We start from the raw sequence: 13,102 nt of genomic DNA on the forward strand, positions 1-13,102 counted from the left end.
CCGCCCGCGCGGGCCGCGGTCAATCTAGTGCATCGGGCGGCGGAAGCGGAAGCGCTCACCCCGGAAACAGCGTCACCCCGCCGTCGACCCGCAGCACCTGGCCGTTGATGAACCTGGCCCGCGGCCCCGCGAGGAAGGCGACGGCGTCGGCGATCTCCTCCGGCTCGCCGTAGCGGGCGAGCGAGCGGATCGACGAATCCATCCGGGCGGGGTCGACGACGCGCGTCGCCTGGAAGCGCGCCGTCTTGGTGGCGCCCGGGCTCACCGCGTTGATGCGCACGCCCTCGTGCAGCAGCTCCTTGGCCAGGCACCTTGTGTAGTGGACCACGGCGGCCTTCAGCGTCGAATAGACCACCTCGGGCGAGCAGCCCATGTGCGCCGCGGCCGAGGCGATGTTGATCACCGAGCCGGAGCCGGCCTTGACCATCGGCGGGATGAAGGCCTGGCAGACGAGGATGGTGCCGATCAGGTTGTTGTTGGTCAGCACCTGGATGTCCTCGAAGGCGATGTCGAGGGCGTTGTTCGGATTGGGCTTGCCGCCGGAGGCGCCGATGTCGCCGCCGGCGCAGTTGACCAGGATGTGCACCTCGCCGAGCCCGGCGTCGATCGCCTGCTTCATTTCGGCGACGGCCGCCTTGTCGCCGATATTGCCGGTGACCGCCATGACGCGGGTGCCATGCTTGCCGATCTCCTTCGCCACGGCGCCGAGGTCGGAGAATTCGCCGTACTTGGCCGGCGCGGTCCAGTCGATGTCGTGGATCGCCACGTCGGCGCCGAGCTCGGCCAGGCGCGCCGCCATCACCCGGCCGAGGCCCCGGCCGGAGCCGGTGACGAAGGCGGTCCTGCCGTCGAGTTCCCTGGTCATGCCTCTGTCTCCATCCATTCGAGCGAGGCCATGGCGGCGGCGCTGCGCCGGATCATGGCGAGTTCATAGGCGACGAGCTCGCCGTCCGCGCCGCGCTCCCAGGGGGTGCGGGCGTCGACCTCCTCCGGCAGGCGGTTGAGGCGCGCCGCGGCGAGGCAGGCGGCGAGCTCGGGGGCGGAGACCGGCGCATAGCCGTTCCACCAGTCCGGCGTGAGCAGGCGGACGTGGCGGGCCTCCAGCGCGCCGGGCTCCAGCACCGCGGTCAGGCTGTCGTGGTGCCGGGCGAGGATGGCGGTGATGCCCGGGAATGGCACGGCGCCGTCGCCGATGGCGCAGCGCACCAGGCGGAAGCCCTCGCCGGTGAACTGCACCCGGTAGTCCTTGAGATGGAGGTGGCGCACATGCGGCGCGACCCGGTGCGCGAAGTCGAGCGGCGCCTCGGCCACCGGGAAGGCATTGCCGGTGTCGAAGCAGATGCCGAGGCCCGGCCCGGCCATCTCGCAGAAGGCGACGAGCTCGCGGCTGGTGAAGTCCTGGTGGTTCTCGATGGCGAAGACCAGGCCGGCATCCGCGGCCATCGGCGCGAGGCGCAGGAGGGCGTTGCGGATGGTCTCGGTCAGCTCACGCCATTTCGGGCCCCAGGCGTTGCGGTCGCCGCACAGCACCGGGCTGAGGCCGAGGCGGATCACGCGGGCGCCGAGGGCTTGCGCCGTGCGCAGCGTGTCCTCCACCGGCCCCATGCCGGCGAGCCCGGCGCTGACCACCGGCACCATGCCGAGGGCGGCCAGCCGCTCGCGCAGCGCCGCGAGGCCGCGGGCGTCGAGGGCGGCGAGCCAGGGCTGATAGATCTCCAGCACCTTGGCGCCGAGCTCCTCGGCGATGGCGATGAAGCCGTCGAGGCCGGCGCCGGCCGGGTTCGCCCGCGGCGTGTCCCGCCCCTGCAGGCCGAGATGATAGGTCAGTCCATAGGGATTGAGGCCGATGCGCAGCATGGGGATCTCGGGCTCAGCGGATGCCGGCATCGACGGTGATCGCCTGCTTGGTGATCATCCGGCTGTCGTCGGCGGCGAGGAACAGGGCGGTGCGGGCGATCTCCTCGCCGAGCAGCACGGTCTTGAGCGCCTGGCGCTGCACCATGGCATCGACGCTCTCGGGCGTCGGATACCAGAGCCGGCGCTGGCGCTCGGTGATGACCGCGCCGGGCTCGATGGCGTTGACGCGGATGTTGTCGGGCCCGAAGGCCTTGGCCAGCGCCCGCGTCAGGCCGAGCACGCCGGCTTTGGCCGCGGCATAGGCGACCATCTGGTCGGCGCCGGCGCGCCAGGCGATCGAGGAGAAATTGATGATCGAGCCGTGGCCGAGCTCGACCATCTGCGGATGCACCGCCTGCGCCGCGAAGAAATGCGGGCGCAGGTTGATGTCCTGGGAGCGGTCCCAATAGTCCGGCGTCACCTCGGCGATGCGGTGGCGCTCGTCGTTGGCGGCATTGTTGACCAGCACGGCGATCGGGCCGAGGCGCTCGCGCGTCGTGACGATCGCCGCCTGCAGCGCGGGAATGTCGGTGACGTCGCATGCGAGGAACAGCGGCGGATGGGCGGCGTCGGCGAGCTCGGCGGCGAGGCGCTCGCCGTCCTCGACCAGGATGTCTGGAAAGGCGACCCTGGCGCCGTTGGCGGCGAAGGCGCGCACCATGTCGGCGCCGATGCCGCTGGCGCCGCCGGTCACCAGGACGACGCGGCCGGAGAGGCTGGGATAGGTTGCAAAGGCCACGGTGGTTGCGTCCTCAGATCAGGGTCCTGGTCTCGGGGTCGAACAGGCAGGCATGCGCCATGTCGATGCCGAGCGGCAGCATCTCGCCCATGCGCGGCGCGCCGTCGGGGTCGAAGCGGCCGACCACCTCCAGCGCCCCGAGCCTCAGCACCGCCATGGTCTCCGCGCCCGTCGGCTCGACCAGCTCGACCGGCGCCGACAGGGTGGCGATGCAGGGCTTGCGGGTGGCGAGGTCCGGATCGTGGCGGAAGAGGTGCTCGGGGCGCACGCCCAGCACCACTGCGCGACCGGCGGCGGCGACCGGCGCGGGCCGGTGCAGCGCCAGCTCCGCCGCTTCGCCGCCGGCGAGACGGATGGTGACCGCCCTGCCCTCGCCGGTGAGCTCGGCCGGGATGAAGTTCATCGAGGGCGAGCCCATGAAGCCGGCGACGAACATGTTGGCAGGCCGGTCGTAGATGGTCTGCGGCTCGTCGAACTGCTGGACGCTGCCCTGGTGCATCACCGCGATGCGCGAGGCCAGCGTCATCGCCTCCACCTGGTCGTGGGTGACATAGACCGTGGTCTTGCCGACGCGGTGGTGCAGCTTCTTGATCTCGGTGCGCATGTCGACGCGCAGCTTGGCGTCGAGGTTGGACAAGGGCTCGTCGAACAGGAACAGCTTGGGGTCGCGCACCAGCGCCCGGCCCATGGCGACGCGCTGGCGCTGGCCGCCGGAGAGCTGGCCGGGCTTGCGCCTGAGCAGCGGCTCGATCTGCAGGAGCGCGGCGACGCGCGCCACCGCCTCGTCCTGCTGCGCCCTCGGCACGCCGCGGCTCTCCATGCCGAAGGTGATGTTCTCGCGCACCGTCATGGTCGGGTAGAGCGCGTAGGACTGGAACACCATGGCGATGTCGCGGTCCTTCGGCGCCACCGCGTTGACCAGGCGCCCGCCGATGCGGATCTCGCCCGCGGTGACGCTCTCGAGGCCGGCGATCATGGCGAGCAGGGTCGACTTGCCGCAGCCGGACGGGCCGACCAGGGCGACGAACTCGCCGGTCTCGGCCTCGAGGTCGATGCCCCGGAGCACCTCCAGGGAGCCGTAGCTCTTGCGCAGGCTGCGGATGGTCAGCGAGGACATGCGGGGCTCCTCGGGGTGGCGGGGGACAGGCTCGGAAGAGGCTGGGAGCGCGAGGAAGCCCCTCGGTTCGGTCGGGCGAGACGCAGAGGCTGACGGCCGAGGCGCGACGTGCGCGTCCTCCCTCCCCCTTGTGGGGAGGGATAAAGGGTGGGGGTCGTAGGCATAGGGTTCGCCTTATCCGGATGGACCCCCACCCCTACCCCCTCCCCACAAGGGGGAGGGGAATGGCAGGCGTCGCGCACAGAACCTGCCCCACCAACCGCCCCCCTCACTTGATCGCCCCCTGCGTCAACCCGCGCACGAAATACTTGCCGCCGAGGAAGTAGACCAGCAGCGGCGGCAGGGCGCCGATCAGCACGGCGGCGCTCATCACGTCGTAGACGCGGACATTGGTGCCGTTGGTCGAGAGCGCCACCAGCGCCGCGGTGATCGGCTGCTCGCGGCCCGAGGTGAAGACCACGCCGAAGAGGTACTCGTTCCAGATGCCGGTGAACTGCCAGATCACCGTGACGATCAGGATCGGCGGCGAGAGCGGCAGCACGATGCGCCGGAAGATGCGCCAGAAGCCGGCGCCGTCGATGCGCGCCGCCTTGATCAGGTCGTCGGGGATGCCGAGATAGTAATTGCGGCAGAACAGCGTGGTGAAGGACAGGCCCTGCACCACGTGGATCAGGATCAGCCCGTAGGTGGAGTTGGTCAGGCCGAGCTTGCCGAGGATGAAGGCCCAGGGCATCAGCGCGATCTGGCCGGGCATGAACACGCCGAGCGTCATGCAGGCGAACAGCGCCTCCGAGCCGGGAAAGCGCCATTTCGACAGGATATAGCCGTTGACCGCGCCGATCAGGGTCGAGATCACCGTGGCGGGAATGGCCATCTTCAGCGAATTGTAGAAATTGCCCTGCATGCCGGCGCAGGTGCCGCCGATGCAATAGGTGCTCCAGGCCTCGGCCCAGGCGTGGAAGGAGAAGCTCCTCGGCCAGGCGATCAGGCCGTTGGCGGCGATCTCCGGCAGCGACCGGAACGAGTTCGCCACGATCACCAGGAGCGGCAGGACATAGACGAGCGAGATGGCGCCGAGGACGCCGTAGACCGCGAGGCGCGAGACGAAGTGGCGCCGGCGCGCCGCGGCGGCCTCGGGGTCGAAGGCGGGAAGGGTCGCGTCAGCCACGGCCGGCCTCCCCTCGGCGGCGCCAGACCACCCAGAGCGCATAGGGCACCAGCACCACGGAGAGCGCCATCAGCATCATGACCGCCGCCGCCGCGCCCTCGGCGATCTGGCCGCGCTGGAACATCAGGTCGAAGACGTAGATGGCGGGAAAGGTGGTGGCGATGCCGGGGCCGCCATTGGTGAGGGCCACCACCAGATCGAAGGTCTTGATGGCGAACTGCAGGAGGACCACCGCCACGGCGATGAAGATCGGGCCGATGGTCGGCAGGATCACCTTGCGATAGGTGCGGAAGGCCGAGGCGCCGTCGATCTGCGCCGCCTTGACCAGGTCCTGGTCGACCGAGCGCAGCCCGGCCAGCAGCAGTGCCATGGCGAAGCCCGAGGACTGCCAGATGCCGGTGGCGATGATGGCGTAGATGGCCAGGGTCCGGTTGGTGGTGAGGCGGAAGGTGAAGTCGCTCCAGCCCAGGCTCCGCACGAAGAACTCGATGCCGGCATTCGGGCTGTAGAGCCAGCTCCACACCGTGCCGGTGACGATGAAGGAGACCGCCAGGGGATAGAGGAAGATGGTGCGCCAGCCCGCCTCCCCCCTCACCCGCTGGTCGATGCAGATCGCCAGGACCAGCCCCACCGCCATGGCGAGCACGACATAGAAGGCGCTGAACAGGAAGAGGTTGGTGTAGGCGATGTTCCAGCGCTTGTTGTTCCACAGCGAGACGTAGTGCTCCAGGCCGACGAAGCCGTAGCTCGGCAGCTGCGAACTGTCGGAGAGCGAGATGTAGAGCGTCCAGATCGTGAAGCCGAAGACATAGACGAAGGTCGCCAGCAGCGAAGGAACGAGCACGAGAAACGGCAGGGCCGCGGCCAGCCGGTCGCGCAGAGGCGGCCGCGCCGCCTCCACGCCTGACATGTCGGTCACGATGGTCGCCATCGCGTCATCCTCCGAAGCCGCGCCAGCCTCACTTCTGCGCTTCGACCGCGTCGGCCATGGCGTTGGCCGCCTCCTCCGGCGTGGTGTCGGAATTCACGAAGGACGTGACCGTCTCCATGATGGCGCCGCGGTACTTCTGCAGGACGGTCATGTTGTGGGCCATGGAGCGCACCAGCGTGCCTGCCGCCATCGAAGCCTCCAGGTCCTTGTGCGAGAGCTGCTGGCAGGGGTTGAAGCCCTTGGAGAGGTCGACGTCGAGGCGGGCGGGGATCGAGCCCTTGGCCTGGTTGAACACGACCTGGAACTCGGGCGAGAGGATCAGCTTGGCGAGCAGGGTCTGGCCGGCGACGTAGTCCGGGTCCTTCTGCTTGAAGAACACCACGGAATCGGAGTTGAGGATGAAGCCGGGCTTGCCCCAGTCGGTCGGCGCCTGGGCGCAGACATAGTCGGCGCCCTCCTTGAAGCCGGCGGCGGTGAGCGTGCCGATCTCCCAGTCGCCCATGATGAAGAAGGCGGCCTCGCCATTGGCCATCATGTTGGAGGCTGCGTCATAGTCGCGGCCGGCGATGGCGGGATCCATGTATTTCGACACCATGGTGCGCAGCTGCGCCAGGGCCTTGACCATGCCGGGGCTGCGCATCGCCTCGACGTCGCCCTCGACGAAGGCCTTGCGGTAGAGGTCGATGTCCTGGCCGTAGAGGACGACCTCGAAGGTGGTGGCGTCGGTCCAGTCGGTGCTGAGATGGGCGAGGCAGACGATCTTGGCGGCCACCGCCTTGTCGCAGTCGGCGTTGAACTCGGCCCAGGTCTTGGGCAGCCCGGTGATGCCGGCCTTGGCCATGGCCTTGGTCGAGCCCCAGATCCAGTTGATCCGGTGGATGTTCATCGGCGCCGCTACCCATTTGCCGGTCGGCTTCATCACCGACAGGAGCTCGGGCGCCACCACCTTCTCCCAGCCCTCGGACGCGGCGAGGCCGTCGAGATCGGCGGTCATGCCGGTGGCGTTCCACTCGGCGATCTCCGGCCCCTTGAGCTGCACCGCCGGCGGGGCGTTGCCGGCGATGACGTCGGCCCGAAGCTTGGCCAGCGTGTTGGCGGTGTGGCCGGCAATCGAGGTCTGCTCCCACTTGCCGCCGGCGGCCGTGAACATCTCGCCGAGCTTGGCGATGGCGGCGGCGTCGGAGCCGGTCGACCATTGATGCAGGATATTGGTCTTGGGTTCGGCGAGCGCGGATCCCGCCATCGGCGCAAGCGCCATCGTCGCGGCCAAGGCCGCAGCCTTCAAACGCATCGTTTCTCTCCCTCGGTCTGCCTGGCGGCGGGTGGCCGCCCCTGATGCAGCGACGTGTGCCGGCTTGCCGGCCGCCCCTTCTACGAGGGGCTGCTATTTTTTCTAAATCGAATGAATTAGAGTGTCAATTCGTCGATGCTGATGTCCCCATGCCCCTGAACGAGCTGAAATCCCTGCTGATCGACGGCGACCCCGGCACGCCGGAGAGCCGGATCGTGCGCGTGATGAGCGAGCGCGGCACGCTGTCCGCGGCACAGATCGCCACCGCCACCGGCCTCGCCCGCTCGACCGTGTCCACCGCTCTCGCTGGCCTGCGCCGCTCGGGCGTGGTGATCGAGGCGGCGGGCGGCGACACCGGCAAGGGCGTCGGCCGGCCGGCGACGGCGCTGGCGCTCAATCCGGAGGCCGGCACCTGCGTCGGCATCCATCTCGGGCTGGACGGCTTCCGCCTCGTCGTCGCCGACGTCTCACATTCCGTCATTTTCGAAAAAACTGAGGAACTCGGCCGCGACTACACGCCGGCCCGGGCGGCGACGGCGGTGAAGCGGGCGATCGACGCGGCCTATGCCGAGAACAGCCTGCGCCGCTCGGGCCTCATCGGCGTCGGCATCTCGGTGTCCGGCCCGGTCAGCCCGGACGGGGTGGTGCAGCGGGCGAGCATCGTGCCGCTCTGGGCCGGCACCGACATCCGCCAGACCTTCGGGCCGGTGCTGCAGCGCCCGATCTTCGCCGACAACGAGAGCAACTGCGCCGCCATCGCCGAGATGATGTGGGGCGCGGCGACCGGCTGCGAGGACTTCGTGCTGTTCAAGATCGACGTCGGGGTCGGCGGGGCCATCGTGCATCGCGGCCAGGTGATGACCGGCGTCGCCGGCAGCGCCGGCGAGTTCGGCCACATGACCATCGATCCCGACGGGGAGCTGTGCCGCTGCGGCAATCGCGGCTGCCTGGAGCTCTATGCCAGCTTCGTGCGGCCGCTGGCCCTGGCCGAGCGGCTGCACGGCAGGCGCATGACCATGGACGAGGTCATCGCGCTGGCCCTCGAGGGCGACGTCGGCTCGCGCCGGCTGATCGAGGACACGGGGGCGATCGCCGGCCGCGGCCTCGGCATGATCGGTGCCATCATCAACCCGCCCCTGATCGTCATCGGCGGGCGCATGGCTCTCGCCGGCGACCTGATCCTGGAGCCGCTGATCGCCGCCTACGACAAGCACACCCTGATCAAGCGCCGCGACGTCGACGAGGCCAAGCGCACGCGCATCACCATCGGCCGCTTCACCCAGAACGACGCGCTGCTCGGCGCGGTCGGGCTGGTGCTGCGCCATCACGGCCGGCTGGGTTGAACCTGCCCCAGAACCCGGCAATGCAGCCGTTTACTGTTCCATATAAAATATATCCAAAACCAATTGCCCGACCCAAGGAAACGCCATAGCGTCCGGCCAGCGTCAAGTATTCGGGCGCTTACCGACGCGCCGGGGGGAAGCAGAATGGCAGGATCGACATGCCGTCGGCTTGCTGCGGGATGCGCTCGCATCATGATCTGGAGCCTCGCTTCCCTGTGCGGCTGGCTCCTGCTTGTGGGGGGTGTGTTCTTCATCTTCGACGCGAGCACGGCGGTGCCGCTGATGAAGGTCGGCGTCGTGGTGCTGCTCGCGGAAGCCCTCGTGCTCTGCCTGGCGGTCGGCGTGCTGACGGACCGCAACGCCTCCTTCGCCGCGCGCCTGGAGGACGTCCTCACCCTGCGCTTCGCCCGGCGCTGAAGTCCGCTCAGGCCCGCGGATGGGTGGAGACGAGGATCTGCCGGCCGATGGCGACCGCCTCCTCGTGCGCCTGCGGGGCGACGTCCTTGACCACCAGCACCGCATGGGCGAGGCGCGAGGTGGTCTCGTGCGAGCCCCAGCCGCGGGCCACGATCAGCGTCTGGATCTCCCGGCGGAAGGCGAGCCCCTCGACGCGCCGGCCGCTCATCGCCGCCATGCCGAGATAGGTGGTGAGGTTCTGCTGATCGAGGTCGTCGCGCACCCCATGCCGCCGCGCGCGCAACAGCAGCAGCCCGATCAGGGCGAGAGCCAGCAGGGCGGCGAGGATGCTCCAGGCTTGCATCGCGATCTCGTTCGGTCTTCAGCGTTCGGACCCTTTCCCTGAGGATTTGTTCCCTGAGGACGTGTTCCCCGAGGACTGGGTGCCTGCGCAGAGCTAACAGCGAACGGAGGATTTTCACAATCCCGCCACATCATTCCCCAACTTTGTGACAGCGTTCCCCACAGGCGGGCCCGGGGAGCCGTCCTGAAGGAAAACCCCGCCCGGCCGCAGCGGTTCCACGGTGGAGCCGGTGGCGCGATCCCCGCAGACCGCCGCCATGATGCTCCTTGCCGCTCCCCTCCCCCGCATCCTCTGGGCCGTGGCCTATCTCGGCGCCGCTTCCGCGCGGCCTGGTCCGCTGCCGCCGCTGCGGGCGCTGCTCGACCGGGGCGATACCGTCGTCGCCGAGGGGGCGCTGGTGCAGGATCCCGGCTCGGCATGCCTGGGCCCGGACGACGGCGGCCGCTCGCTGCTTGTCCAGGACCTGGTGCTGCGCGGCTGCCTCGTCGTCCCGCCGGTGCTCGGCCGCTTCAAGCGGCTGGAAGGGCGTGACGGCGCCTTCGTCTGCGTGTCCTTCCGCGCCTGGACCTGTTATCCTAGCGACCCGGCACCCTGACGGCTGTTCCCGGCGGATCTGCCGCTACGTCAATCTTCGCCTACGATCCGGCCACCACGCCACGTCGGAGCGGACAGGATGAGCGACCCCTCGGCCCAGGAAGTTCTGTTGCTGGCCCTGATCAACCGGGCCCGCCTCGATCCGGCGGCCGAGGCCGCGCGGCTCGGCATCGACCTCAACGAGGGGCTGGCGCCCGGCACGCTCTCCGCCGATTCGAGCCAGCCGCTGGCCTTCTCCGCCGCGCTGCAGACCGCCGCCGAGGCGCACAGCCAGGCGATGATCGACAGCGACTATTTCGCCCATACCGATCCCAACACCGGCAGCACGCCGCAGAGCCGGGCCAATGGCGCGGGCTACAGCGGAGGCGTCGGCGAGAACATCTCCTGGCGCGGCACGACGGGAACGCCCGATCCCACGGCGTTCGCCGTCCAGCAATATGGCGACCTGTTCGTCGACGCCAATGTCTCGGGGCGCGGCCATCGGCTCAACATCCTCGACGACCGCTACCAGGAGGTCGGCATCGGCCAGGTGATGGGCGCCTTCACCGTGTCGGGCAACACCTACAACGCCTCGATGATCACCCAGGATTTCGGCATTCCCGCCGCACCGGGCCAGATCCTCACCGGCATCGCCTACAACGACAGCGACGGCAACGACTTCTATTCCGTGGGCGAAGGTCGCGGCGGCATCGCCGTCGTCACGGCGGGCGGCGCGACCGCGACCGGCACGGCCGGCGCCTATGCCCAGCATGTCGGTGTGGGCGACCAGGCCGTCACCTTCTCCGGCGGCGGCCTGCCCGGCCCGGTCAAGGTGCTGGCGACGGTCACGGCCGGCGAGAACGCCATGGTGAACCTGATCGACGGCACCACCGTCGAGACCTCGGTGTCGCTGCGCGAGGTGAGCGGGGTCGCGACCATCATCGGCCGGGGCACCCACGACCTCACCCTGGCCGGGGCCGGCGGCGACGACACGATCATCGGCTCGCTCGGCAATGACCGCCTGATCGGCGGGGCCGGCAACGACACGATGCGCGGCGGCGCCGGCGACGACAGCTACTATGTCGCCAACAGCGGCGATATCGTCGACGAGACCGGCGGCTCGGGCACGGACAAGGTCTATTCGTCCCTCAGCTTCAACCTCGGCAACCCGAACCGCGTGCACGGCGCCGTCGAGAATCTGGTCCTCACCGGCACGGGCGACATCAACGGCACCGGCAATGCGCTCGCCAACAGCATCACCGGCAATGCCGGCGCCAACACGCTGCAGGGCGGCCTCGGCAACGACCGGCTCGACGGGCGGGACGGGAACGATCTTCTGGTGGGCGGCTCGGGTGCCGACCGGCTGACCGGCGGCGCCGGTGCCGACCATTTCGTGTTCAATTCCATCATCGAGAGCACTCTCTCGAGCGCCAATCGCGACGTGATCCTCGACTTCAGCCGGGCGCAGGGCGACAAGATCGATCTGTCCGGCATCGACGCGCAGACCGGCGTGAGCGGCAATCAGGCCTTCCACTTCATCGGCACCGCCGCCTTCGGCCACCATGCGGGCGAGCTGCGCTATGCCGTGCAGAACGGCAACGCCTATGTCTATGCCGACGTGAACGGCGACGGCACGACGGATTTCTCGGTGCAGGTCAGCCACATGACGGCACTGCAGTCGAGCGACTTCATCCTGTAGCGCGCGGCCGCACGCCACCGGGCGCTCGATTCCAGCCGGGTGCCGGCGGCGATCAGCGTGGGCGCTGCCTCGCAGCCTTGCCACGGCCGGGCAGGGCTCGCTCCCGCCCGGCTTCGGCGGCTGCCGGCGGAGCCGCGGGCCGGCGCAGGATCAGCCAGGCGACGAGAAGCCCGGCGAGCACGGCCCCACCGCCGAAGACGACGAACCACAGGCCCATGTCCTCGTGCCCTCGCGGCGACCAGTGCAGGAATTCGGTGAACTTGTTCTTCATCCCGCCCCCGCGTTCGATTTCGCCACCCACCCGCCCTTGCGCGATAGCATGCCGGGAAGCCGGGTCCCATGCACCCCCTCCTGCAGATCGGGCTCGGCTTCCCTCTTTGCCCGGGCACCAGCCGGCCCTATGCTCGACGGCCATGCAGGATCCCGCGACCAGCAAGGCCGTTTGCCGCGCCATCGCGCTGGCGAGCCGTGCCGCCGCCTATGAGGCGGCGCGCGCCGAGGCGCTGCGGCTCGGCAACCGCGAGATCGCCAGCTTCCTCGCCCTGCGCATCGAGGAGTGCCGCAGGGATGCTCGCGGAGCGCTGGCCAAGGTCGCCGACGGGCCGCAAAAGCGGGCCTGAGGCGGCTGGAGGGCATCGAGGATCCGTCGGCGCCGCGTGACCTTGCCGCGGACGGCGGACGCATCAATCCATGACAACGATCGCCCCCCTGCGACGGTCGGGGCCGCACGACACCAGGAAAGGACGGATTTTGCCTGTTGAGACCCCGACGACGACGAAAAAGGACCAGCAGGACGGAACTGCTGCAAGCGAGGAGGAACAGGCGTTGGACACGGCGATCGGCGCCATCCTCGACAGCTATGCCGTCGGCGATGTCAACAGGAACAAGGCGATCGAGGAGCTGGCGAAGCTGATCACGCCGCTGCGGGGCGAGGCGCCGAAGCGCAAGCCGCGACGGCCGCTCCACGCCACCTGAGGCGCCGGGCCGGCCGGCACGGACGATGCCGGGTCGCCGCATCCCTGGCGCCGATGGCCGGGAAGGGCTATCGGGATGCGGGCCGGCCATGGCAGGACGAGACCAAGGCAGATGACCTACGACGCGTTCAACGCCCTGTGCGGCAGCCTGCCCGGGACGACATATGTGGTCCAGTGGGGCGGGTCGCATGTCTGGAAGGTCGGCGGCAAGGTGTTCGCCATCGGCGGCTGGCAGGAGGCCGAGCCCAGCTTCACCTTCAAGGTCAGCGACATGTCGTACGAGATGCTCAAGGAGCAGCCCGGATTGCGGCCTGCGCCCTATCTCGCGTCGCGCGGCCTGAAATGGATCCAGCATTACGCCAGGCCCGGTCTTTCCGATGCGGACCTCGGCGCCTATCTCAGGCGATCGCACGCCATCATCGCCCAGGGCCTGCCGAAGAAGAAGCGCGCCGAGCTCGGGCTGGACGTCACGCGGCCCCAAGCAGGCTCTCCCGGACCTGCCTGAAGCGTTTTGCGCTTCGGCGGACTTGCCAAGACGCGTCGAAACAAAGAGCGAGCGCAAAGCAGCGTTTCCGCCCAAACACGCTTTGCTCCAGGCTTGGCGCGCGGCG

General features: G+C 69.3%; 16 protein-coding genes. 7 read left to right on the forward strand and 9 right to left on the reverse strand.

The window, feature by feature from the left end; all coding sequences use genetic code 11:
- Window positions 1-55: 55 nt before the first annotated feature.
- The 7 genes from QO011_RS19185 to QO011_RS19215 all read right to left on the reverse strand — a co-directional run bounded on the left by QO011_RS19185 (window position 56) and on the right by QO011_RS19215 (window position 7,142).
- Window positions 56-865, reverse strand: a complete 810-nt coding sequence (locus QO011_RS19185; protein WP_307275110.1) for an SDR family NAD(P)-dependent oxidoreductase — start codon at window positions 863-865, stop codon at window positions 56-58.
- Window positions 862-1,887, reverse strand: coding sequence for a sugar phosphate isomerase/epimerase family protein (locus QO011_RS19190; protein WP_307275111.1), 1,026 nt, complete (start codon window positions 1,885-1,887; stop codon window positions 862-864). The genes QO011_RS19185 and QO011_RS19190 overlap by 4 nt, the downstream gene beginning before the upstream one ends.
- On the reverse strand, window positions 1,871-2,635 hold the full coding sequence (locus QO011_RS19195; protein WP_307275112.1) for an SDR family NAD(P)-dependent oxidoreductase: 765 nt from the start codon (window positions 2,633-2,635) through the stop codon (window positions 1,871-1,873). The genes QO011_RS19190 and QO011_RS19195 overlap by 17 nt, the downstream gene beginning before the upstream one ends.
- Before the next feature lie 13 nt (window positions 2,636-2,648).
- Window positions 2,649-3,752 (reverse strand): ABC transporter ATP-binding protein, encoded by a 1,104-nt coding sequence (locus tag QO011_RS19200; protein ID WP_307275113.1) that lies wholly within the window; start codon window positions 3,750-3,752, stop codon window positions 2,649-2,651.
- Window positions 3,753-4,020: 268 nt separating this feature from the next.
- Window positions 4,021-4,920: a carbohydrate ABC transporter permease gene (locus QO011_RS19205; RefSeq protein WP_307275115.1), complete on the reverse strand. Its 900-nt coding sequence runs from the start codon at window positions 4,918-4,920 to the stop codon at window positions 4,021-4,023.
- Window positions 4,913-5,851, reverse strand: a complete 939-nt coding sequence (locus tag QO011_RS19210) for a carbohydrate ABC transporter permease (protein ID WP_307275117.1) — start codon at window positions 5,849-5,851, stop codon at window positions 4,913-4,915. Before QO011_RS19210 ends, QO011_RS19205 begins: the two co-directional genes overlap by 8 nt.
- Window positions 5,852-5,879: 28 nt before the next feature.
- On the reverse strand, window positions 5,880-7,142 hold the full coding sequence (locus tag QO011_RS19215; protein WP_307275118.1) for an ABC transporter substrate-binding protein: 1,263 nt from the start codon (window positions 7,140-7,142) through the stop codon (window positions 5,880-5,882).
- A 149-nt stretch (window positions 7,143-7,291) separates the two neighbouring features.
- Between QO011_RS19215 and QO011_RS19220 the strand changes: the two genes are divergently transcribed.
- Both QO011_RS19220 and QO011_RS19225 read left to right on the forward strand, forming a co-directional pair.
- A complete protein-coding gene (locus QO011_RS19220) occupies window positions 7,292-8,485 on the forward strand; it encodes an ROK family transcriptional regulator (RefSeq protein ID WP_307275121.1) in 1,194 nt (397 codons plus the stop codon).
- A 192-nt stretch (window positions 8,486-8,677) separates the two neighbouring features.
- Entirely contained in the window at window positions 8,678-8,902 is a 225-nt protein-coding gene (locus tag QO011_RS19225) for a hypothetical protein (protein WP_307275123.1), read from the forward strand.
- 7 nt (window positions 8,903-8,909) lie between these two features.
- Here QO011_RS19225 and QO011_RS19230 read toward each other — a convergent pair whose 3' ends face one another.
- A complete protein-coding gene (locus QO011_RS19230; RefSeq protein WP_307275125.1) occupies window positions 8,910-9,245 on the reverse strand; it encodes a hypothetical protein in 336 nt (111 codons plus the stop codon).
- A gap of 256 nt (window positions 9,246-9,501) precedes the next feature.
- On the opposite strand from QO011_RS19230, the gene QO011_RS19235 reads away from it, so the two are divergent.
- A complete protein-coding gene (locus tag QO011_RS19235; protein ID WP_307275127.1) occupies window positions 9,502-9,840 on the forward strand; it encodes a hypothetical protein in 339 nt (112 codons plus the stop codon).
- Window positions 9,841-9,918: 78 nt separating this feature from the next.
- Window positions 9,919-11,517, forward strand: coding sequence for a CAP domain-containing protein (locus QO011_RS19240; protein ID WP_307275129.1), 1,599 nt, complete (start codon window positions 9,919-9,921; stop codon window positions 11,515-11,517).
- A gap of 52 nt (window positions 11,518-11,569) precedes the next feature.
- Here QO011_RS19240 and QO011_RS19245 read toward each other — a convergent pair whose 3' ends face one another.
- On the reverse strand, window positions 11,570-11,788 hold the full coding sequence (locus tag QO011_RS19245; protein ID WP_307275132.1) for a hypothetical protein: 219 nt from the start codon (window positions 11,786-11,788) through the stop codon (window positions 11,570-11,572).
- A 142-nt stretch (window positions 11,789-11,930) separates the two neighbouring features.
- On the opposite strand from QO011_RS19245, the gene QO011_RS19250 reads away from it, so the two are divergent.
- From QO011_RS19250 to QO011_RS19260, 3 genes are all read left to right on the forward strand, one after another.
- A complete protein-coding gene (locus QO011_RS19250; RefSeq protein ID WP_307275133.1) occupies window positions 11,931-12,137 on the forward strand; it encodes a hypothetical protein in 207 nt (68 codons plus the stop codon).
- Window positions 12,138-12,207: 70 nt separating this feature from the next.
- The gene (locus tag QO011_RS19255) at window positions 12,208-12,492 is read left to right on the forward strand and encodes a hypothetical protein (RefSeq protein ID WP_307275135.1); all 285 of its coding nucleotides are present in this window, start codon (window positions 12,208-12,210) and stop codon (window positions 12,490-12,492) included.
- 111 nt (window positions 12,493-12,603) lie between these two features.
- On the forward strand, window positions 12,604-12,996 hold the full coding sequence (locus QO011_RS19260; RefSeq protein WP_307275136.1) for an MmcQ/YjbR family DNA-binding protein: 393 nt from the start codon (window positions 12,604-12,606) through the stop codon (window positions 12,994-12,996).
- Window positions 12,997-13,102 lie beyond the last annotated feature (106 nt).

The sequence above is a fragment of the Labrys wisconsinensis genome (genome assembly GCF_030814995.1).
In the GTDB taxonomy this organism is placed as follows: Bacteria; Pseudomonadota; Alphaproteobacteria; order Rhizobiales; family Labraceae; genus Labrys; species Labrys wisconsinensis.

Bases quoted from the DNA above. Each gene is read 5' to 3' on its own strand.
- QO011_RS19210 (WP_307275117.1), bottom strand. From the start codon at position 5,851: ATGGCGACCATCGTGACCGACATGTCAGGCGTGGAGGCGGCGCGGCCG.
- QO011_RS19220 (WP_307275121.1), top strand. From the start codon at position 7,292: ATGCCCCTGAACGAGCTGAAATCCCTGCTGATCGACGGCGACCCCGGC.
- QO011_RS19215 (WP_307275118.1), bottom strand. From the start codon at position 7,142: ATGCGTTTGAAGGCTGCGGCCTTGGCCGCGACGATGGCGCTTGCGCCG.
- QO011_RS19245 (WP_307275132.1), bottom strand. From the start codon at position 11,788: ATGAAGAACAAGTTCACCGAATTCCTGCACTGGTCGCCGCGAGGGCAC.
- QO011_RS19240 (WP_307275129.1), top strand. From the start codon at position 9,919: ATGAGCGACCCCTCGGCCCAGGAAGTTCTGTTGCTGGCCCTGATCAAC.
- QO011_RS19255 (WP_307275135.1), top strand. From the start codon at position 12,208: ATGACAACGATCGCCCCCCTGCGACGGTCGGGGCCGCACGACACCAGG.
- QO011_RS19225 (WP_307275123.1), top strand. From the start codon at position 8,678: ATGATCTGGAGCCTCGCTTCCCTGTGCGGCTGGCTCCTGCTTGTGGGG.
- QO011_RS19185 (WP_307275110.1), bottom strand. From the start codon at position 865: ATGACCAGGGAACTCGACGGCAGGACCGCCTTCGTCACCGGCTCCGGC.
- QO011_RS19200 (WP_307275113.1), bottom strand. From the start codon at position 3,752: ATGTCCTCGCTGACCATCCGCAGCCTGCGCAAGAGCTACGGCTCCCTG.
- QO011_RS19250 (WP_307275133.1), top strand. From the start codon at position 11,931: ATGCAGGATCCCGCGACCAGCAAGGCCGTTTGCCGCGCCATCGCGCTG.
- QO011_RS19190 (WP_307275111.1), bottom strand. From the start codon at position 1,887: ATGCCGGCATCCGCTGAGCCCGAGATCCCCATGCTGCGCATCGGCCTC.
- QO011_RS19230 (WP_307275125.1), bottom strand. From the start codon at position 9,245: ATGCAAGCCTGGAGCATCCTCGCCGCCCTGCTGGCTCTCGCCCTGATC.
- QO011_RS19235 (WP_307275127.1), top strand. From the start codon at position 9,502: ATGATGCTCCTTGCCGCTCCCCTCCCCCGCATCCTCTGGGCCGTGGCC.
- QO011_RS19260 (WP_307275136.1), top strand. From the start codon at position 12,604: ATGACCTACGACGCGTTCAACGCCCTGTGCGGCAGCCTGCCCGGGACG.